The following is a 19219-nucleotide window of genomic DNA, read 5'->3' as shown; positions in this document are numbered from 1 at the left end:
GGGGTCGAGCGCTCAGGCGGAGGCCGCGTCGAGCAGCTTCAGCTCGGCGTCGGTGAGCCGGAGCGCGGCCGCGGCCAGCAGCGGCGGCAGCTGCTCCACGGTGCGGGCGCTGGCCAACGGCGCGGCGACGGTGGGCTGCGCGGCCAGCCAGGCCAGCGCCACCGCGGCGACCTCTGCGCCGTGCGCCGCCGCCACCTCGTCGAGCGCCGCCAGCACCCGGGGCCCGCGCGGGCTGTCCAGGTGCCGGCCCGCGCCCTGGGCGCGGGCGCTGGCCACGGCCGCGCCCGGACGGTACTTGCCGGTCAGGAAGCCGGAGGCGAGCGCGTAGTACGGGACGGCGGACAGCCCGTGCGCGGCCACCACGTCGGCCAGCGGGCCCTCGTAGGTGTCGCGGGAGACCAGGTTGTAGTGCGGCTGCACCGCCACGTACGAGGCCAGGCCCTCGCGGGCGGCGAACTCCAGCGCGGCGGCCAGCCGCTCGGGGCCGATGTTGGAGGCGGCGACCTCGCGCACCTTGCCCTCGCGGACCAGCTCGTCCAGCGCGGTGACGATCTCCTCGACGGGCGTGTCCAGGTCGTCCCGGTGGGTGTAGAACAGGTCGATCCGCTCCACGCCGAGCCGGCGCAGCGAGGCTTCGACGCCGCGGCGCAGGGTGTCCCGCTTCAGGTTGTCGAGGCCGGGGGCCATGCCGACCTTGGTGGCGATCAGCAGCTGCTCGCGGTTGCCGCGGCTGCGCAGCCAGTTGCCGATCACCGTCTCCGACTCGCCGCCGGAGTTGCCGGGCACCCAGGAGGAGTAGGTGTCGGCGGTGTCGACGAAGTTGCCGCCCGCCGCCGCGTACGCGTCCAGCACCGCGAAGGACTGCGCCTCGTCGGCCGTCCAGCCGAAGACGTTGCCGCCCAGGGACAGCGGGGAGACGGCGAGGTCTGAGGGGCCGAGGGTCACCCGGGGGGCGTCAGTGTTCGTCATGAAGAGGCACAACCCGTTCGGGTCCGGCTTGATTCCGCGGGCCGGGCGCCCGCGCCCGGGCCACCCGAGGTGAGGGGAGCGTGCAGACCTGGTCCGGGGTGGGGTCCGGGGTGTCGGCGGGCTGCCCGGGTTGGCTAGAGTCCCGTTCCATGGCTGACAACGACTACGACCCCGCCGGGTCGACCCAGATGTTCCGGGCGTTCGTCGACGAGGCCCCGGCCGCGCAGGCCCCGGGCACCGTCACCACGTACGGCAGCAGCTCCTCGTCGAGCCGCACCCCGCTGATCGTCGTCGGGGCCGTGGTGGCCCTGGTCGTCGTGATCGGCGTGATCTGGCTGGCCGTCAAGTAGTACCGCGGCGTGCGCCCGCGCGGGGCCGACCGGGTACCCCGGGCGGTCCCGCTCCGGGGCGTGCCTACACTGGCCGGTACTGAGCAACCAGGCCCGCCAGGAGGCACCGTGACCGCGCCGTCCACCGAGACCGCCCGCAGCCTCGGCCTGGCCGCTGCCGTCAACGCCCGCGACCTGGGCGGCTACCGCACCGCGGACGGCCGCACCGTCCGCACCGGCGCGCTGCTGCGCACCGAGGCGCTGAGCCGGCTCGGCGACGCCGACCGGGCGCTGCTCGGTGCGATCGGCCTGCGGCACGTGGTCGACCTGCGCAGCCTGGACGAGGTCCGCCACCTGGGCGCCGACCTCGTGCCCGGGCTGGCCGCCGCCGAGCTGCCGCTGGACGCGTCCGCGACGCTGACCGTCCCGGCGCTGGACGGGCTCGGCCCGACCCTGCACCACCTGCCGGTGTTCTCCGCGGACTTCGACCTGTACGTGGAGCTGCGGCGGGCTCTGGGCAGCGGCGACCCGGCGGCGATGCACGCCGTGCTCGGCGAGGGCCGCGGCACCGCGATGATGACGTCGATGTACCGCTGGTTCGTGACCGACGCGGTGGCCCGTTCCCGGTTCGCGGCCGTGCTGCGGCTGATCGTCGAGGCCGACGGCGCGCCGGTGCTGTTCCACTGCACGGCGGGCAAGGACCGCACCGGCTGGACGGCCGCGCTGCTGCTGACGGCGCTCGGCGTCGACCGGCAGACCGTCCTCGCGGACTACCTGCTCACCAACGAGCGCTCGGCCGCGCTGATCGCCCGGGTCGACCCGCTGATGCAGCCGCTGGCCCGTGCCGAAGCGGTGTACCTGGACGCGGCCTTCGAGGAGCTCGCCCTCGGCTGGCCGAGCTTCGACCACTTCTGGCAGGACGGCCTGGGCCTCACCGGGGAGCAGCTGGCGAGGCTCCGGGCCACCTGCACCGTCCCGTAGCCGCTACCCCTCGGCGGTCAGGCCCTCCCGCAGGTGGGCGAGGGTCTTGGTGAGCAGGCGGGAGACGTGCATCTGGGAGATGCCGATCTCCTCGCCGATCTGGGACTGCGTCAGGTTGCCGAAGAAGCGCAGCATGATGATCCGGCGCTCGCGCGGCGGGAGCTTGGCCAGCAGCGGCTTGAGCGACTCGCGGTACTCGACGCCCTCGAGGGCGAGGTCCTCGTACCCGAGGCGGTCGGCGAGCGGGCCGTCGCCGCTCTCGTCCTCGCCGGGGGTGGAGTCCAGCGAGCTGGCGGTGTACGCGTTGCCGACGGCCAGGCCCTCGACCACGTCGTCCTCGGAGACGCCGAGGTAGACGGCCAGCTCGGGGACGGTGGGCGAGCGGTCGAGCCGCTGGGAGAGGTCGTCGCCGGCCTTGGTGAGGGCCAGCCGGAGCTCCTGCAGGCGGCGCGGGACCCGCACCGACCAGCTGGTGTCCCGGAAGAAGCGCTTGATCTCGCCGACCACGGTGGGCATGGCGAAGGTCGGGAACTCGACGCCGCGGTCCGGGTCGAAGCGGTCGATGGCCTTGATCAGGCCGATGGTGCCGACCTGGACGATGTCCTCCATCGGCTCGTTGCGGCTGCGGAAGCGCGCGGAGGCGTACCGGACCAGCGGCAGGTTGAGCTCGATCAGGGTGTCCCGGACGTAGGCGTGCTCCTCGCTGTCGGCGTCGAGGGCGGCCAGCCTGCGGAACAGTGCCCGGGACAGCGTGCGGGTGTCGAGGGCCCGGTCCGGGGCCTCGGCGGGACCGGCCTGGGCCGGGATCGGTACGACGACGGACTCGATGACCGCACTGCCCTGTTCTGTGAACACGCGCCCACCCCCTTGTGACTTCCTGTTCGGCGGCCACCACCGCACGGTGGTGCCCGGCCGACGTGTCTTCCTGCTCAATACCGGCACACCGGCCTCGGCAAACCCGAACGTCGCGACTCGTCACTCCCCGGTGACACGCGGCAACGATCGGGCGGCTCACTCCTCCCAGGAGTTCCCGGTCCGCAGCCGGGTGAGGATGCGCGACAGCAGCCGGGAGACGTGCATCTGCGACATGCCGAGTTCGGTGGAGATCTGCGACTGGGTCAGGTTGGCGAAGAACCGCAGCATGATGATCCGCCGCTCCCGTTCGGGGAGCTGGACCAGCAGGTGGCGGACCATGTCGCGGTGCTCGACGTCGGTGAGGGCGGAGTCCTCGTAGCCGAGCCGGTCGAGCAGCGCGAGCCCGCCCTCGTGCTCCTGGGCGGCCTCCAGCGAGGCGGCGTTGTAGGCCCGCCCGGCGTCCAGGCAGGCCCGCACGTCCTCCTCGGGGATCCGCAGGTTGGCGGCGATCTCGGGGACCTTGGGGGCCCGCCCGTGGGTGACCGTCAGTTCCTCCATGGCGCCGCTGACCTGGACCCAGAGCTCCTGGAGCCGGCGCGGGACGTGCATGGTGCGGACGTTGTCGCGGAAGTAGCGCTTGATCTCGCCGAGGATGGTCGGCAGCGCGTAGGTGGGGAACTGGACGCCGCGGTGCGGGTCGAAGCGGTCGATGGCGTTGATCAGGCCGATGGTGCCGACCTGGACGATGTCCTCCATCGGTTCGCTGCGGCTGCGGAACCGGGTGGCGGCGTAGCGCACCAGCGGGATGTTGATCTCGATCAGCGCCGAGCGGACCCGGGACCGTTCCGGGGCGTCCGGGGGGAGTTCGGCGAGCCGCTCGAACAGCACCCTGGTGAGCGTCCGGACGTCCACCGCGCCGCGCCCGCCGGCACGGCGGGCGACCAGCTCGGCCGGGTCCGGCAGGTCCGCGACCCGCTCCTCCGGCGCACTGCCCTGCGTCCGCACGGACACGTCACCCCTCCCTTGAGAACCACCTCGCCAAATTTCCGGCAAAACCGGTCATAGCATCACAAGTCGTTCTGTCGCCGGGCAAGCACCCGAAGGAGGCGTGTTGACGAACCGTCCAGCATTCGGCGGAGTGTGCTACGACCCCCGCGCTCCGGTGGAGGGCGGGGGTCGCGGGGTCGTGCGTGTGCGACGGGTGGTGACGGGGGGTCAGACCTCCAGGTCGGCGATCACCCAGGTGGCGAACTCGCGCCACTGTCCGGCGGCGGACTGGTGGGCCGGGTGGCCCAGGTAGGCGGCCAGCGCGGCGCGGTCCTCGACCAGGCTGTTGATCGCGAAGTCCTGCGCGATGTCCCGCTCGGTGAAGTTCCAGCCGCACTCCCACTCGCGCAGCTCGGGGATCAGCGCGCCGAGCTCCTCGAACGCCTTGGCGCCGGCGACGGCCCGCGGATCGTCCTTGCTGACGCCGTCGTTGAGCTTGAACAGGACCAGGTGCCGGATCACGATGCCGCTCCTCGCGGTGAGGGAGGGCACGCCCCGGCCGGGGAGCGCCCCCGAAGGACGAACCCCGCCACGGTACTAGCGCACCAGTCCGGTCATGAAAGTGCCGACCGCCTTCGCGGCGTCCGAGATGCCGACGAAGCCGGACTGCACCAGCTCGGCGGCGCGCACCGGCGAGTTGATGATCGTGTAGATGACGAAGATGACCAGGATCCACATGGCCACCTTCTTCGCCTGAGCCATCGAACGGGCCTGCCTCCCTGAGTCGGGCCGCCGCCCTCTCCCCGCACGGCCCTGCCACGCGCAGCTTATCCACCGGACGGCGCAAGGAGTGAGGGCCCCGTTCACCCCCTGGGACGAAGGTCCCGCGCGGACGGGGCTTTCTCCGGATGTGCCCACCCCGGCGGCACGGCAGGATGGTTGATGTACCGAGGATCTGGCAGGAATCCCCGGTACGGCGAACCGGAGGTCCCCGCTGTGGGACCGGGCGCCGCGGCATCCCCCCGACGCGGCCCCGGTTGTGGGACCTCCGCCCGGGGCAGCAGCTCGTCCCCCCGGAGCTGCTGCCCCCACCTCGCACCGCGAGGTTCCGCACGACCCGGGGACGGTTCCCCGGCCCGTCCGGCTGTCGCCGGCCCCGAACGACGAAGGCCCCCGACTGTCTCCAGTCGGGGGCCTTCGTCTGTCCTGCTCAGTGGCGGTAGCGGTGGGATTCGAACCCACGGTGGAGTTGCCCCCACACACGCTTTCGAGGTCTGGGATCCATCGTTCAGTGACGGTCGCGGGCGTTCCGGCCGCAGGTGAGAGCGTGTCTTCTGGGTGCTGGTGTACCTCGCTGAACCGCGGCGAATGAGACCACAACTGAGACCACGCTCTGTGCGGGTCACGGGGCCAGCGACCGCGCTTGCTATCCAGGAACCCGTACAGCTACGGGCTCCTCATGGCCGTCCCAACTTACCCAGATCTCGTTGGGGACTAGGCCACCAAAAGTGCTCGCCATGACGAAGTCGACAGACTCTTGAGGACGTACAACTGCGTTCTCAGGAACATTGATAGCCGTTGGAGGCAAGTTCGCAGGATCGACTCGAACTCCGGTAGCAGTCTCCGTTCCCTCATTTCGGAGGACGTAGGTGTGCTTGCCTCGGTGCTCCAAGCTCCACGCGATCGACAACGGAGACGGGGCCGCAAGCTCGAACTGCGCAGGGGGCGTTGCCACGTCTGACGCCGTAGCGGCCGTCAGCCGATCGAGCATCTGCTCCACGGCGTAGGCCCTGCGCTCCGTTGCTTCTGCCTGGAGGTGAGACTGCTCTGCCGCTTCCTGCAGGAGCCGATTCGCCTCCCGTTGGTCCTTGTTTTGCCGACGGGTCTGCCACAACGCGAAACCCGCCATGACAATGCTGACGGCGGTTGCTACCCAGGTCGCAGCATCTCCAGCTTCGATCCCCGCGAGGTTCGTCATGGAGAGACCATAGGGGTGTCCGCATCGACTGTGGGACACGCTGGCGCCGATGGCGGCTGCTGTCCACGGGTTCACCGACCGCACGATCAGCTCATCGCATCTGCGATGAGCTGCATCGAGTCCACAATGGCTACCGCGCCAGCAGCGGCCAACTTCGCTTCTTTCCCTGGCTTGTTGGCATATCCGATCGTCACCACCCCCGCCGCGTTCCCGGCCTCTACGTCCCGGGCTGCGTCGCCGATGAAGATGCACTCCTCCGGCTTGCTGCCAGCTTCCTTCATTGCCTCCAGGAGGAGACGTGGGTTTGGCTTCATGGACGATGGGTCGCCGGGGATCCGCCCGAAGACGCCTGCCACGTAGCGATTGAGCCCTTGCTCGGTCAGATACGCGTCGATCGCCACGCCTGCGTTGTTGCTGACCACCGATACGGAGCGGCCGGATCTGGCGCAGGCGCGGAGAACCGATTCGCAGCCGGGGTTCGGCCAACCGATCAGAACGGCCTCCGTCTCAAGCGACGCAAGCGCGTTGTCCACTTCTGCTGTCAGGTCCGGCCGCGCGTCCGCAATCAGCCGGAGGAGGGCAAGAGGGTCACTCTCGGCTTCACTTCCGGCCGGAGCCTGCTCGCTGGTTGCGAGCAGACCCTGAAGGAGCTGTCGCGCGACCTCTGGCGCGGGCAGCCCGGCGAAGACCGAGCAGACCGGACCGTCGAAGTCGAGCAGGACGTGCTTCACCGGCCGAAGCACGTCAGCGAGCGACGGGGGAGAGGCGGTCACGGCTGGCGCTCGTACGCGATCGTGGACCACACGCTGTCGAACCACATCTGTGCCTGCTGGACGTACTGCGATCCGAGCGAGGCATCGTCTGGGCCGGAGGCATGGTGGAAGAGCGTGGTGTCCTTGCCGGTGACGTCGTAGAACGTGCGGTCGTTGCCGTCGATGGCCACCGTTCGCTCCCGGAGCGGATAGAAGCCGAAGAACGCCTCTGAGCGGTTCAGGATGTACAGCTTGAACAGGCTGGACGCCCGGTGCACCTTCACCTGAACCGTGGCCGACTGGACGAGACCAAGCTCCGCCAGCATCTCGACTGAGTGGGCGATTCCGCCAGCGTTGGTCACCGCGATGTTGCGTGCGCGGTCCCGGAGCGCGGGTTCGTCCTTGAGCCCATCCACCAGCACGGGCACGGCCATTGGCTCGGACGTGTCCGGCAGCAAGAGGCGCACGGTGATGGACTCCGGGGCCAGCCGTCCGGAGCGCACCTTGTCGAGCGGTTCCTGCATGGCGTTGTGGAGCGTCTCGCTGGAGAAGCCTGCGAAGTCGAGAGTCACCTGCTGCTGCTCGAATGCTGCTTCGAGGTGGGGGCGAAGACCGACCGGTCGAGACGTGCGCTCGCGGACGAAGGAACCGCTGCCCTGCCGGGTCACGATCAGCCCTTCGGTCCTGAGCAGGTCGAGAGCCTTGTCGATCGTGCCGCGTGCCACGCCGAAGTGCTTGGCGAGCTCAGGGCCGGACGGGAGCTTGTCGCCGGTTTCGAAGCCGGGTTTCTTCGTCAGGATCGAGGCCCGCAAAGAGCTGCTGACCTGCTGATACGGCGGGCGGGAGTCATCCGGGTCGAGGCTCATGCACCCATGCTAAGGCAGATGCTCAACACACGCGAGAAACTCAAGTCTCTTGACCTGCCTAGGCAGGTTGTCTATGTTGAGTGTGTCGCAACCGAGAGATGCGGGAGCGGCGGAGAGGGCCCTCTTGGGGCTGCTCTGACTAGCACGAACATGCCTAGAGGGGTGGGGTGATAGCCCCCCGAAGGAAGCGTCAGTTCCTTGCTAACTCAACAGAGTGCTGATCAAACGAACGAGTCACTTTGGTGACCGACCCGCCCATATGGGCGGGTCGGAATCCATGGCCACTCGTGCGTGACGAGTGGTCAGGGCCCACGAAGACGGGCCGCCGCGCTCCCGGCCAAGGAACGCGCGGCGGCCCTGGGCCGACCCGCCTACTGGAAGAGGTTGACCCGTGAAGTCGATTGTTGCAGGCCAGCGCGCCGTGGGCTCCGATGAGTTCGCGGAGCTGGCGTTGGGTGTGGACTCGGAGCTGTTCGCCGGCGTGGTCGGCGAGTCGGCGGCGGAGTACCGGGCCCGGATGGACGTGGCGGTGGAGGTGCTGGCGGACCTGCGCCGGGAGGACCCGGAGCTGGCGGCCTACGCCGAGCGCCTGATGGACTCAGCCCCGCGTACGCTCCGCGTGGCCCGCCGCAGCGGTGTCCGCCGTTCGTCGGCGGTGCTGGGGGTGGCGGCGTGAGCGCCTTCGAGGGGCATGCTCACCGCCGCAGCCGGGTGCTCACGAACAGCGTGTGGGTGCTCATGGCCCGTTCGTGGGGCGGCCTGCGGGGTGTGCTGTGAACGTAATGGTGACGCCGCAGCAGATCCGTTCTGCGGAGCGGGTGTTGAGTGCGGGGACGTGGGCGATCACGTTCGGGGCGGTGCTGTACAGCATGCTCACGGTGACGCCGTTGATGGCCGGCCACACCCCGCCCGGGTGGGAATGGACGGCTCCGATCCTGCCGCTGGTCGTGGACTGGGCGGTGGTGATCGTGGTCCGGATGGACGGCATCCTGGCCCGCCTCGGCGCTGGCGGTGGCCGGTGGCCGGTGGTGCTGCGTTGGATGACCGGTCTGGCGACGCTGCTGCTCAACGTGGGCGAATCCGCGCTGAACAAGGATGCGGTGGGGGTCGCGGTGCACGCCGTCGCGCCGCTGCTGCTGATCGTCACGGCCGAGACGTCCCTGGCCTACCGGCGGGCGATCGCCCGGGCTGTGGCCGCCCGTGAGCACGCTGAGCGGGCCGAGCGGGCCGAGCGTCAGCAGCGCGCGGAGGACCTGCGGAAGCGGGAGCGGGCGGAGCGGCTGGAGGAGTTCGAGGCCGCCGAGCGCCGCCGCCGCGAGGCCGAGGACCGGGAGGATCGGCGGGCGCGTGAGCAGCGTGAGCACGAAGTCCGGATGGCCCGTGAGGAGCGCGAGGAACGGTCCCGCCAGGCGGCTGCGGAGCGGGCCGCTCAGCATGAGGCGGAGGCTGCGGAGCGGGCCGCGCGGGAGCGTCGTGAGCGCGAGGTGAGCGAGCGTGAGCGCGAACGGCGGGAGCGTGAGCGCCGTGAGCGCGAGGCGGAGCGGCAGCGCCGCGAAGCCCTGCTGACCGGTCCGGCCACCGAGGGGAAGCTGGCCGAGCCAATCGCCCGCGAGGTGATCGCCGCCGCTGTCGCCGAAGGGGTGTCGCAGCGCCGCGCCGCCGAGATCACGGGCTGGTCGACCGGATGGGTCGCCGCCCGCTACCAGGAGCACGAGCGGGGCACTGACGCTGAGCGGGTGGCCGCGTGAGCCGCCCCCGGTTCTGGGACCCGGCCGGGGAGCGCTTCGCTACTCCGACCTACCCGTGGCGGATGGCGCCCGACGGTCTGATGACGCGCCGACAGCTCCGCGCCTGCGGACTGCGGCCGGGCGGTCAGCCCGTCGCCGCTCAGATCCTCTGGCGGTCCCGCCGCTCCAAGCAGCCCCGGGCCGCCTACCTGTACCGCGTCGAACTCGCGGCCCGCGTACGGGAGATGACTCCCGCGAAGGCCGCTGCGTTGGATGCTGCGAACCGGGCCCGCCGCACCTGCCCCGCCTGCCGGCGCGACGCCGGATACGTCCTGCCCGCGCACCTCGGCACCTGCCTGCCCTGCGCCGATGGCATCCCGCTCGCCGCCTGAGTCCGGCCCGCGCTAACCATCAACTTCCGCGCACCACAGACTCTTTGGAGTTCGTCATGCTGTCCGACCGCGCCGCCCGTTTCGCCGCCGCGTACGCCCTGCTCCGTGCCGCTGCCGACGTCGCCGATCACTGGGTGCAGAGCGACCACCAGGCCCGAACGAAGGGCCAGCAGGACCACAACGAAGGCCAGTCCAGCGCCGCCGGCCGCGCCGCGTGCGCCGCCCACGTCGCCACCTACACCGCCACCCAGGCCGCCGCCCTGCTGGTCGGATCGCGCCTGCTCGGCGTCCGTCTGCGCCCCGGGCCGGTCGCCGCCGGACTGGCTCTGTCGGCCGCCACGCACTACATCGCCGACCGGCGCGAACCGCTGCGCCGCCTCGCCGACGCCACCGGGAAGAGCGCGTTCGTGCGTCTCGCCGACCACGGCATGAACGGCGGCTACCTGCTCGACCAGGCGTTCCACCACGCCTTCGAGACCGCCTCCGCCCTGATCGTCTCCGCCTGAACCGGAAGGGAGAACCACCCGTGAACCGTCACCTTGCCGCCGTCCCCGCCCCGGACGGCGAACCCGTGGACCTGGAGCGCCTGGCGCTGCTGGTCGCCGCCCAACTCAGCACCAACCAGAACGCCCAGCTCCTCTCCGCCCCTGCTCCGGCGCCGGTGGCGGCGCGGCCCGACGCGGGTGCGGTGGTCTCCCGGATGGGCGGCTACGTCGCGGCCGGCGCGGGTGCGGCGGCGGTGCTGATCCCGGTCCTGCTCGCCACCACGGCCGCCCTGCTGGCCGTGGGCATGGCGGCGCTGGCGCTCGCGGTCGCGGCGCTGGTCATCCGGTGGATCATCCGCGACATGCGCCAGAACTGACGGCTGCCCGTCCCCGCCCGACCCTTCAAGGGCCGGGCGGGGGCGGGGAGCCGGGACAGTCCCGGCCCCGAATCGGGGAGGAACCGCGATGGCCAACCGCGCTAACACGCCGAACAGCGGCGCGACCAGCAGCACCGGCACGAGCAGCACCCGTAACGGCTTCGGCTCCGGGGCGACGTTCTCCCCCGGGCTGAACATCAACGTCAACAAGACCACCGGCCCGCAGATGGGCGCGGCGGCGAACCCCGGCACCGGGATGGGCCGCAGCAGCCAACTCGCCCTCCCGGAGCCCGCGTTCTACAGCGCGGCCGACGTCCGCTCGTACTGCGAGGCGCTGCGGGCGTTCGCCGCGTACTCGGCGATCGAGATCGAGGTGGGCGCGGAGATCCTCAAGGCCGCCCTGGAGCAGGCCCCGCCGCTGCCCGGCGACCACGCGTTCCGCCAGAAGATGCGGGCCCGCTCGGTGGCCCGGAAGCTCGCCAAGGCCGCCGACGCGATGACCGACGCCGCGAAGGACGCCGCCGCCGCGTGGGCCGCGTTTCAGCGCGAGTACGCCGACGTCATGACCCCGCAGCGCCCCCAGACCCAGCACCGCCCCTTCCAGTTCTGATCCGACAGGAGGCCCCGTCATGGGCAGGAACAGCACGAGCAAGAACGGCGACGCCGAAGCCCAGCACCGGGAGTCCCTGGAGGGTGCCAGCACCCTGGAAGGCGTCGGTGCGTGGGTCGCCCACCGCGCCAAGCCCTACACCCCGCCGTGGATCCTCGCCGCCGCCACGGGGCTCGCGGGTTCGGTGGCGTGGGTGCCGGCGCACGGCTCCCCCGGCTACGCGGTCGGCCTGACCCTCGGATCGGTTGCCGTGACCGGGGTGACCGCGTGGGCGGGGAAGTCCACCACGCAGCAGCGCCGACTCCACTCGGCCGTCACGGTCGCGGCGGCGAGCACGTGGTTCACGACGATGGCTCTGGCGGGCTGGAACTCCTTCACCTTCGGTGCGTTCTGGATCGGCGGCGGCGCGCTGGCGCTGTCGTGGAACGTCCGTCAGGTGATGCGCCGCAACCCCGAAGCGGTCCAGGCCGGGACCGACGCGGACGGGTCGCTGCTGGAGAAGGTGAAGCTCGCCGGGGCGAAGATCCGCAAGACCGAGGTGGAGCCCAATCGGGTCAACGCCGAAATCGTGCTGCCTGCTGGCGAGTTGACGAACGACGACGTGGCCCGGTCGCTGGGCAACATCGCCTCCGCCCTCGACGTCGCGCCGACGGCGGTACGGTACCTGCCCGACCCGGACTCCGCCCGGCGCGGCACCCTCACCGTGGTCCCGAAGGACATGCTCGCCGAGGTGGTCGAGTGGGAGATGCCCACGAACGTCGGCGGCTCCATCGCCGATCCGCTGGTCATCGGCCGCTACGACGACGGGTCCCCGCTGGTGCTGTGGCTGCCCGGCGACCCGCAGGCGGGCCGCAACTCGACGCACCTGCTGATCTGCGGCGGGACCGGCTCCGGCAAGGGCGACGGAGCGCTGAACGTGGTGTCCGAGATCATGGGCCGCCGCGACGTCATCGTGTGGTTCTCCGACCCGAAGTCGTTCCAGGACTTCGGTCCGCTGAGGCCCGGCATGGACTGGGCCGTGGAAGGCGGCGCGGCGACCGAGACGATGGTGACCGCGCTGCAGGCGGTCATCCCCGCCCGGACCCGGTGGCTGGGTGAGCACGGCTACCGCCAGTGGGTGCCGGCCGCTGCTGAGCCGCAGACCGACCCGGCGCACTCGTGCCGCAGGGGAGGGGCGTGCGGGTGTGAGGGCATGCCGTTCCTGGTCGGCTGGTTCGAGGAAGCCGCCAACACCCTGCGGTTCATGGGCGACGACACCTTCACCGGCATCGCCCAAGAGGCCCGGTCGGCGGGCATCTCGCTGGTCATCTCGCTCCAGCGCCCGAGCCACGACCAGCTCTCCACCAGCACCCGCGCGTCCATCCCCTCGGTGCTGTGCTTCGGCCTGGACCCGAGGGACGAGGGCATGGCACTCCCGCCGTCGGTGCTGGACGCGGGTGCGCACCCGGGGGCGTGGGGCAACCGCCGCCCCGGGTACTGCTACCTGGTCACCCCGGGCGTGGATGAGCAGCGCTACAGCGCCCCGAGCCGCACCCTGCGCTTCACCGGCAGCGCCGCCCGCGTCATGGAACAGCTCGCCCAGTGGGCCCGCCGCAACGGAGCCACCGTCGACCCCATCACCGCCAAGGCCGCCGCGGCCGCCGTCGGCAACGCCTACACCCACCGCCACCACACCGACGCAGACGCCGACGACGCGGGGGAGGGCAGCGTGTACCTAGCCGACAGCGACGGCGACAGCGACGACGACCGGGAGCGGGAGCCGGAGGCGGTGGGGCGGGTGGACGCGGAGGACGCCCACCTCGACCCGCAGGCCGAACTCCCGCCCGTCCCGGGCACCCTGGCCGCGATCACCCTCGGCGCGCCGGCGCCGGAGTTCACGCCCGAGGAAGCCCGCGCCGCGATGGAAGGCATCATCGCCGAGTTCGAGCAGCGCGGCGTGATGGTCATCGGCCCGAAGGACGTCATGGACCAGGCCGCCCGCCTCGGGCGCTCCCGTCCGTGGGTGTCGGGCGAGTTCCGACGCATGGTCGAGGACGGTCGCCTGGTGCCGGCCGCGCAGAAGGGCCGGTACCGCATCACCCCCGCCCCGGCGCTGGTCTGACACCCCTGACACCTGACACCCCCTGACACCCAAACCCCTAGGCAGACGCGGGTGTCAGAGCGGCCTGACACCGCTCTGACACCCGCGTCTGACACCTGCTCTGACAGTCCGGCGAACGACAACGGCGGCCCCCCTCTGCCAAGAATCGGGGCCGCCGTCTTCCAGCATCCGCATAGAGAACTGGAGAGACCCAGCATGACCCAATCCACCCTCATCCGGGGAGAGCACCTATCCGTGGCGCTCTCTCTGGCCGCCTCCGGCGTGCCCGTGCTGCCGCTGCGGGCCGGGAAGGTGCCGTTCGGCAACTGCCCCGCCTGCACCGGCAACGCGTGCGGCGGCCGGCCGAACATGAAGATCCCCGGCCCCTGCACCTGCCCGGCCCCCTGCCACGGCTGGGCCGCCGCCACCATCGACCCCGGCTCCCTCAACTCCGCCGAGTGGGCCCGGGCCTGGGCCGTAGCGGCGGCGGTCGCCTACCACCCGGGCGGCGCCGGAGTCACGGTCGTGGACCTCGACAACGCGGACGCCATCGCCTGGGCCAGGGAGAACCTGCCCGCGACCCGGACCGTGGCCACCACCCGTGGGGAGCACTGGATCTACCGGGGCGTCATGTCGTCCGCCAACGCCGTCCGACCGGGCGTGGACGTCAAGTCGTCCATGTCCTACGCCCGGTGGCTCGGCCCCGGCACCGGCACCGTGGCGGCCCTGCCGGACGTCGTTCGCGGGATGGTGGTACGGGAGCCCGCTCCCGCCCGACCGATGCGCGCCGCGGTCCCCGCGCCGGTCGGCGGCGGGGTCTGCCCGCACCGCAGCCCGAAGTACCTGGAGCGCGGCATCGCCATGGCCGAGCAGCGCATCACCGCCGCCACCGCTGCCGTGCACGCCACCGTGTTCGGGGCGTTCCTCGCGGTGCTCTCCACACACGGCCACTGCGGCTGCCTGACGGAGGCGCACATCGCACGACTGTTCGCCGCCGCCGGCGCGAAGGGCGAGAGCCCCCGGCACTGCGCCGACGCGTGGAGCAACGCTGTCCACAGGCTGGGGATGTAGCCGTGAGCGACGACGAGAAGAACCCGGGGCGTGAGGTCATCGCCGACTACGCCCACTCCCACTTCCGGTACTTCCGCACCGCCGACGGCACCGTCTACGCCCAGCGCAACGGCAACCCCGTCGCCCGGCCGATCCGCTCCCAGGGCACCACCGGCAGCCACCGCCAGGAACTCATGGTCGGTCTCTACCGGGACGGGCTCGGCGTGTTCAACGGCACCGCGCTCAAGGAGGCACTGGACTTGATCGAAGCACTCGCCCTGTCCGAGGACGTGCAGCCCGTCCACATCCGCGTCGCCCCCGGCTTCGACGGCGCGACGTGGCTCGACCTGGGCCGCGCCGACGGGAAGTCGGTGCGGATCCACCCGGGCGGCTGGGACATCCTCACCCCGGACCCGCGAGAGGTGTGCTGGCGACGCACCCAGCTCACCGGCGAACTCCCCCTCCCCGTCAAGGACACCGACGGCAAAGGGCTCGATCTGCTGCTGAGGCTGTGCAACTTCGCCGACGCGCCGACCGAGTGCCTGGCCATCGCCTGGCTGATCGGCTGCCTCGGCCCGTCCGTCCCCGTGCCGGCCCCGTTCCTCACCGGACCGCAGGGCGCGGGCAAGTCCACCGGCGGCCGCATGCTCGTGCGGATCATCGAGGGCATGAGCGGCGACCTGCGCCGCGCCCCGAAGGACGAGGAGAACCTGATCGCCGCCGTCGCGGCCGGCTGGGTCACCGCCCTCGACAACCTCTCCCACATGACCCCGGACCTGTCGGACGCGATGTGCTGCATCGTCACCGGGGCGGAGAGCGTCAAGCGTGCCCTGTTCACCGACGGCGACGTGCACCGCGCCTCCTACCGGCGGCCGCTGCTGCTGACCGGGATCGACGTGGGCGTGATCCGGCCCGACCTGGCGGAGCGGCTGTTGCCGCTGCGGCTGGAGCGGCCCGCCGTCCGCCGCACCGAGGCGGAGCTGTGGGCGGAGTATGCGGAGGTGCTGCCGATCGTCCTCGGGTCGCTGCTCGACCTGACGGTGAAGGTTCGGGCGGCGGAGGCGGAGACTCCGACAGACCTGCGGATGGCGGACTTCGCGCACCTGTGCGCGCAGCTCGACGCCGCCACCGGGCTCGGTGCGCTCCCCGCCTACCGGGCCAGCCTGGACGACCTGAACGACGACGTGATCGAAGGCGACCTGCTCGCGCAGACCGTCCTCAAGCACGCCGAGACCATCGAACCGGGCGGGGCACAGCGCATGACCTCAACCGAGTGGCTGGCGTCCCTCAGCCGCCTCTACGCGGGCGACGAACTCCGCTCCCTGCCCAAGGGGTGGCCCACCACCGGAAAGGTGCTCTCCGACCGGCTCAAGCGCCTCCAGCCCACCCTCGCCGCCCGCCGGGTCCTCATCGACTCCGGCCGCACGCGCGAAGGCCGCTACCTGGAGATGGCCCGCCCCGCCCCCACGCCCCCGCACGAACGGCACCCGCTGTTCTGACCCGGCCTCAAAGAATGAACAGCAAGAAGAGCACGGCCCGCCACGCCTGGGTGCTCCTCTTGCTGTTCGGCGGCTGCGCCGCCCCAGAGCGTGCCGCGCAGCGGCTCCTCCTTCTCGTTCTGAGGCGCACCCGCCCCAGAACAGAAACCCCTTCTTTTGTCCTAAGTAGGGAGACGCTGCGTCACCTTCGTCACGCGGGCCGGAAAACCACCCCCGACCTGCGGCGAAAGCCGTGACGCAGACGACGGCCGCTGCGTCACCCCTGCGTCACCGCGTCACCAGATAACGCAGCCCGTGACACACCCATGACGCACACCCCAGCCCCCGCGCCACGCAAAACCACAGGTCAGAAGCCCGCGTGACGACGGTGACGCTGTGACGCAGAAATCCCCACCTCGGACACACGCACGGCAAGAAGGCTCCGAACACCAGCTCAGAACCGGTCAGCACAGGTTGAGTCGGTTCTGGTGGATGTGTCAGCAGTCCGGCCTGCCTGAGCCACAGGGAGGACCACATTGAGCACCAACCTGCCCCAGCTCTCGGCCACGCAGGACCACGACTCAACCCTCATCGCCCTCACCGTCGAAGAGGCGGCCCGCCGCCTCGGTGTCGGCCGCACCACCATGTTCGCCCTCATCCGTACGGGCGAGGTCCCGAGCATCCCCATCGGTCGCCTCCGCCGGGTGCCGGCCGAGGCGCTGACTCAGTACGTCCGCCGCCGGATGCAGGAGTCCGGCTTCGCCCCGATCGCAGCCTGAGGAGGCTTCACCCTTGGCAACCCGTCAGCCGAACGGCGCTTCGAGCATCTACCAGGACAAGGACGGCAAGTGGCACGGCCGCGTGACCGTCGGTGTGAAGGACGACGGCACCCCCGACCGGCGTCACATCAGGGGCAAGAACCGGGCCGAGGTCACCAAGAAGGTCCGGGAGCTGGAGAAGAAGCGGGACGAGGGCAACATCCCGAAGGCCGGCAAGAAGTGGACCGTCACGTCCTGGCTCACCCACTGGGTCGAGAACATTGCGGCTCTGTCGGTCCGGCCGAACACCCTGTCCGGCTACCGGGTGGCGGTCAACGTCCACTTGATCCCCGGGCTGGGCGCTCACCGGCTGGAGAAGCTTGAGCCGGAACACCTGGAGCGCTTCTACAAGAAGATGCAGGACAACGGCAGCAAGCCCGCCACCGCCCACCAGGCCCACCGCACCATCCGGGCCGCGCTCAACCAGGCGGTGAGGCGCGGGCACATCACTCGCAACGTAGCCTCCCTGGCCACGGCGCCCAAGGTGGAAGAGGAGGAGGTGACGCCGTACGAGGTCGAGGAGGTGCAGCGGCTTCTGCTGGAGGCGGGCAAGCGCCGGAACAGCGGCCGGTGGGCGGTCGCCCTCGCGCTCGGACTGCGGCAGGGCGAAGCGCTCGGACTCCAGTGGACGGACATCGACCTGGACGAAGGAACTCTCTGGGTCCGCCAGAGCATGCAGCGGCCGAAGTACCGTCACGGCTGCGAGGGCGAGTCCTGCGGGAAGAAGCACGCCGGCCGGTGCCCCGAGCGGATCCGGACGAACAAGCAGGCGGCCCCCACCAAGTCGAAGGCGGGTAAGCGGCTGATCGGATTGCCCGATCAGCTCATCAAGGTGCTCCGGCTCCACCAGGAGGAGCAGGAGCGGGAGCGGCTCCAGGCCCGGCAGCTCTGGCAGGACGGTGGGTGGGTCTTCGCCACCGAGACCGGCCAGCCGCTGATCCCACGGACCGATTGGGACGAGTGGAAGCGGCTTCTCCAGGCCGCCGGCCTCCGGGACGGCCGCCTCCACGATGCCCGCCACACCGCCGGCACGATCCTGCTCATCCTCGGTGTGCCCGAGCGGATCGTGATGGACATCATGGGCTGGTCGAGCACCGCCATGGCCCACCGGTACCAGCACGTGACGAAGCGGGTCCGGCGGGACGTGGCCCAGCAGATCGGCGGACTTATTTGGAAAGCGGCGAGCGATGCCGTCGAACTGTCCTGATCGCCGATAGGTCCACCGTGCTCTAGCTGGAGTAGCGGGTAGTGGCGCGATCAGTTGGCAGCTCAAGGCCTGTGGAGCCTCACCTGTTGGAGGGGCTCCACACGAGCCGACCGTCATCCAGCGCGGGCTTCACCGAGGGTGACTGTTTCGGCTGGAAATAGGGAACTGTGAGAGAGGCAAACCTGCAATGGCCAGGTCTCGGTTCCCGGGTCGGCCGCCCTGATCTCCTCCAAGTCGTCGAGTTCCAGGCCACAGAGCTGGCAGGCGAATGCCGTGGCGTTCATCGTCGTGGTGGTGCTGGTCGATGTGCTGAGCGTGTAAACCGTTGACGCCTGGCCACCGCATGCAGGGCACACTGGGGTATACCTGAGAACCGCCATGGGACTGTCTGGCAAGGTCGTAATGGTGAACTGCTCTGGGATCCGCCGAGCACTGAGAACCTGCTCCTTGGCACCTTCCGGGAGACCAGCAAACCGGTCGTCGAAGCGGTGCCGAGCCTGGCGAATGCGGATCATCACATCGCGCTCGACCTGACTGCTCTTGCCGTCTACGGCGGTACGCGCGGTGTCTGCCCACCGGCCCCAAAATCGCTCGATGTCCTCGGCTGCTTCGTTCGCCAAGGCGGTGACAGTCTCGGCGAACGTTGGGAGAAGCGACTTTGCCTGGCTGCTGGCCACGGAGTGCGCAACTCCGTTACGCATGTCGATCAAGAGGTCAAGCTGCGCGCCAGGAAGCGAGACATCAAGCATCCGGAGCCGGGCGAGTGTTTCAGTTGCCCCGATCGTCCGAACCTTGCGGGCCAGGCGATGGCCTCCGAGGTGGAACAGCATCTCCGCGCCGCCGCGCATGTCGACGATGTACAGCGGGTTCTTCTGGACTAGAACACCCTTGGCCAGCTTCTCAACCGCGACTCCGGCGTGGAGAGCGAACTCGTCGTAGTCACCGCGGCCATGATCCTCCATGGCTCGATGCGCGGCCTTCTGTGCGCCATCGACGAAGGCGGCGAACGAGAGGGAGTCGTCCATACGGAGAGAAGGTAGCCGGTCTCCCCCAACCGGGCGACTAGTTTGCGACTTCCGCCGAACTGAGACCAAAAATGAGACCGCTACGACGAAGGCCCCCGACTGTCTCCAGTCGGGGGCCTTCGTCTGTCCTGCTCAGTGGCGGTAGCGGTGGGATTCGAACCCACGGTGGAGTTGCCCCCACACACGCTTTCGAGGCGTGCTCCTTTGGCCGCTCGGACACGCTACCGAGGGGAACTCTACCGGATCGGCAGGG

The 19219-nt window shown here is 70.6% G+C and carries 21 protein-coding genes and 1 tRNA gene; 13 read left to right on the top strand and 9 right to left on the bottom strand.

The features are described 5' to 3' along the window. Positions 1-12: 12 nt before the first annotated feature. Positions 13-969, bottom strand: coding sequence for an aldo/keto reductase (locus BX266_RS17260; protein WP_099900872.1), 957 nt, complete (start codon positions 967-969; stop codon positions 13-15). Positions 970-1118: 149 nt separating this feature from the next. Between BX266_RS17260 and BX266_RS17255 the strand changes: the two genes are divergently transcribed. Both BX266_RS17255 and BX266_RS17250 read left to right on the top strand, forming a co-directional pair. Further along, a complete protein-coding gene (locus BX266_RS17255; protein ID WP_099900870.1) occupies positions 1119-1319 on the top strand; it encodes a hypothetical protein in 201 nt (66 codons plus the stop codon). 108 nt (positions 1320-1427) lie between these two features. Next, on the top strand, positions 1428-2279 hold the full coding sequence (locus BX266_RS17250; protein ID WP_180290516.1) for a tyrosine-protein phosphatase: 852 nt from the start codon (positions 1428-1430) through the stop codon (positions 2277-2279). A gap of 3 nt (positions 2280-2282) precedes the next feature. On the opposite strand, the gene BX266_RS17245 is transcribed toward BX266_RS17250, so the two are convergent. The 6 genes from BX266_RS17245 to BX266_RS17225 form a co-directional block, all read right to left on the bottom strand. Next, positions 2283-3134, bottom strand: coding sequence for an RNA polymerase sigma factor SigF (locus BX266_RS17245; protein WP_399169840.1), 852 nt, complete (start codon positions 3132-3134; stop codon positions 2283-2285). A 156-nt stretch (positions 3135-3290) separates the two neighbouring features. After that, complete coding sequence (locus tag BX266_RS17240) at positions 3291-4145, bottom strand: RNA polymerase sigma factor SigF (protein ID WP_099900864.1); 855 nt, start codon at positions 4143-4145, stop codon at positions 3291-3293. A 204-nt stretch (positions 4146-4349) separates the two neighbouring features. Next, on the bottom strand, positions 4350-4643 hold the full coding sequence (locus BX266_RS17235) for a Dabb family protein (protein ID WP_099900862.1): 294 nt from the start codon (positions 4641-4643) through the stop codon (positions 4350-4352). A gap of 75 nt (positions 4644-4718) precedes the next feature. Next, positions 4719-4883 carry a hypothetical protein gene (locus tag BX266_RS38660; RefSeq protein ID WP_180290515.1) on the bottom strand — a complete coding sequence of 55 codons (165 nt, stop codon included), beginning with the start codon at positions 4881-4883 and terminating at the stop codon, positions 4719-4721. Positions 4884-6185: 1302 nt separating this feature from the next. Continuing rightward, positions 6186-6830, bottom strand: a complete 645-nt coding sequence (locus tag BX266_RS17230; protein ID WP_259464732.1) for an HAD family hydrolase — start codon at positions 6828-6830, stop codon at positions 6186-6188. Between the two features lie 38 nt (positions 6831-6868). Beyond that, entirely contained in the window at positions 6869-7717 is an 849-nt protein-coding gene (locus BX266_RS17225) for a GntR family transcriptional regulator (RefSeq protein WP_099900858.1), read from the bottom strand. Positions 7718-8108: 391 nt separating this feature from the next. Here BX266_RS17225 and BX266_RS17220 point away from each other — a divergent pair, with 391 nt between their 5' ends. The 11 genes from BX266_RS17220 to BX266_RS17175 all read left to right on the top strand — a co-directional run bounded on the left by BX266_RS17220 (position 8109) and on the right by BX266_RS17175 (position 17941). Next, complete coding sequence (locus tag BX266_RS17220; protein ID WP_099900856.1) at positions 8109-8393, top strand: hypothetical protein; 285 nt, start codon at positions 8109-8111, stop codon at positions 8391-8393. 109 nt (positions 8394-8502) lie between these two features. Further along, positions 8503-9465, top strand: coding sequence for a DUF2637 domain-containing protein (locus BX266_RS17215; RefSeq protein ID WP_099907972.1), 963 nt, complete (start codon positions 8503-8505; stop codon positions 9463-9465). A 62-nt stretch (positions 9466-9527) separates the two neighbouring features. Further along, positions 9528-9836: an RRQRL motif-containing zinc-binding protein gene (locus BX266_RS17210; protein WP_259465107.1), complete on the top strand. Its 309-nt coding sequence runs from the start codon at positions 9528-9530 to the stop codon at positions 9834-9836. Between the two features lie 56 nt (positions 9837-9892). Then, positions 9893-10342, top strand: a complete 450-nt coding sequence (locus BX266_RS38095; RefSeq protein WP_099900852.1) for a transcriptional regulator — start codon at positions 9893-9895, stop codon at positions 10340-10342. Positions 10343-10362: 20 nt separating this feature from the next. Then, positions 10363-10698 carry a hypothetical protein gene (locus tag BX266_RS38090; RefSeq protein WP_099900850.1) on the top strand — a complete coding sequence of 112 codons (336 nt, stop codon included), beginning with the start codon at positions 10363-10365 and terminating at the stop codon, positions 10696-10698. A gap of 88 nt (positions 10699-10786) precedes the next feature. Then, positions 10787-11308, top strand: coding sequence for a plasmid transfer protein TraA (gene traA, locus BX266_RS17200; protein WP_099900848.1), 522 nt, complete (start codon positions 10787-10789; stop codon positions 11306-11308). 19 nt (positions 11309-11327) lie between these two features. Beyond that, a complete protein-coding gene (traB, locus tag BX266_RS17195; protein ID WP_099900847.1) occupies positions 11328-13409 on the top strand; it encodes a plasmid transfer protein TraB in 2082 nt (693 codons plus the stop codon). A gap of 195 nt (positions 13410-13604) precedes the next feature. Beyond that, positions 13605-14459, top strand: a complete 855-nt coding sequence (locus BX266_RS17190) for a bifunctional DNA primase/polymerase (RefSeq protein ID WP_099900845.1) — start codon at positions 13605-13607, stop codon at positions 14457-14459. Positions 14460-14461: 2 nt separating this feature from the next. Further along, positions 14462-15937 carry an ATP-binding protein gene (locus BX266_RS17185; protein WP_099900843.1) on the top strand — a complete coding sequence of 492 codons (1476 nt, stop codon included), beginning with the start codon at positions 14462-14464 and terminating at the stop codon, positions 15935-15937. Positions 15938-16452: 515 nt separating this feature from the next. Next, positions 16453-16695 (top strand): helix-turn-helix domain-containing protein, encoded by a 243-nt coding sequence (locus BX266_RS17180; RefSeq protein ID WP_099900841.1) that lies wholly within the window; start codon positions 16453-16455, stop codon positions 16693-16695. A gap of 13 nt (positions 16696-16708) precedes the next feature. After that, a complete protein-coding gene (locus BX266_RS17175) occupies positions 16709-17941 on the top strand; it encodes a site-specific integrase (protein WP_099900839.1) in 1233 nt (410 codons plus the stop codon). Between the two features lie 113 nt (positions 17942-18054). On the opposite strand, the gene BX266_RS17170 is transcribed toward BX266_RS17175, so the two are convergent. After that, on the bottom strand, positions 18055-18966 hold the full coding sequence (locus BX266_RS17170) for a hypothetical protein (protein WP_099900837.1): 912 nt from the start codon (positions 18964-18966) through the stop codon (positions 18055-18057). A 136-nt stretch (positions 18967-19102) separates the two neighbouring features. Next, positions 19103-19192: transfer RNA gene (locus tag BX266_RS17165), tRNA-Ser, on the bottom strand. Positions 19193-19219: the final 27 nt, after the last annotated feature.

The organism is Streptomyces sp. TLI_171 (assembly GCF_003610255.1).
In the GTDB taxonomy this organism is placed as follows: domain Bacteria; phylum Actinomycetota; class Actinomycetes; order Streptomycetales; family Streptomycetaceae; genus Kitasatospora.
This window is presented reverse-complemented; position numbering and strand designations above follow the sequence as displayed.

What these genes read in the sequence shown, in the direction of transcription:
- BX266_RS17170 (WP_099900837.1), bottom strand. Translation starts at nt 18,966, where the DNA reads ATGGACGACTCCCTCTCGTTCGCCGCCTTCGTCGATGGCGCACAGAAG.
- BX266_RS38095 (WP_099900852.1), top strand. Translation starts at nt 9,893, where the DNA reads ATGCTGTCCGACCGCGCCGCCCGTTTCGCCGCCGCGTACGCCCTGCTC.
- BX266_RS38660 (WP_180290515.1), bottom strand. Translation starts at nt 4,883, where the DNA reads ATGGCTCAGGCGAAGAAGGTGGCCATGTGGATCCTGGTCATCTTCGTC.
- BX266_RS17260 (WP_099900872.1), bottom strand. Translation starts at nt 969, where the DNA reads ATGACGAACACTGACGCCCCCCGGGTGACCCTCGGCCCCTCAGACCTC.
- BX266_RS17255 (WP_099900870.1), top strand. Translation starts at nt 1,119, where the DNA reads ATGGCTGACAACGACTACGACCCCGCCGGGTCGACCCAGATGTTCCGG.
- BX266_RS17190 (WP_099900845.1), top strand. Translation starts at nt 13,605, where the DNA reads ATGACCCAATCCACCCTCATCCGGGGAGAGCACCTATCCGTGGCGCTC.
- BX266_RS17210 (WP_259465107.1), top strand. Translation starts at nt 9,528, where the DNA reads ATGGCGCCCGACGGTCTGATGACGCGCCGACAGCTCCGCGCCTGCGGA.
- traA (WP_099900848.1), top strand. Translation starts at nt 10,787, where the DNA reads ATGGCCAACCGCGCTAACACGCCGAACAGCGGCGCGACCAGCAGCACC.
- traB (WP_099900847.1), top strand. Translation starts at nt 11,328, where the DNA reads ATGGGCAGGAACAGCACGAGCAAGAACGGCGACGCCGAAGCCCAGCAC.
- BX266_RS17225 (WP_099900858.1), bottom strand. Translation starts at nt 7,717, where the DNA reads ATGAGCCTCGACCCGGATGACTCCCGCCCGCCGTATCAGCAGGTCAGC.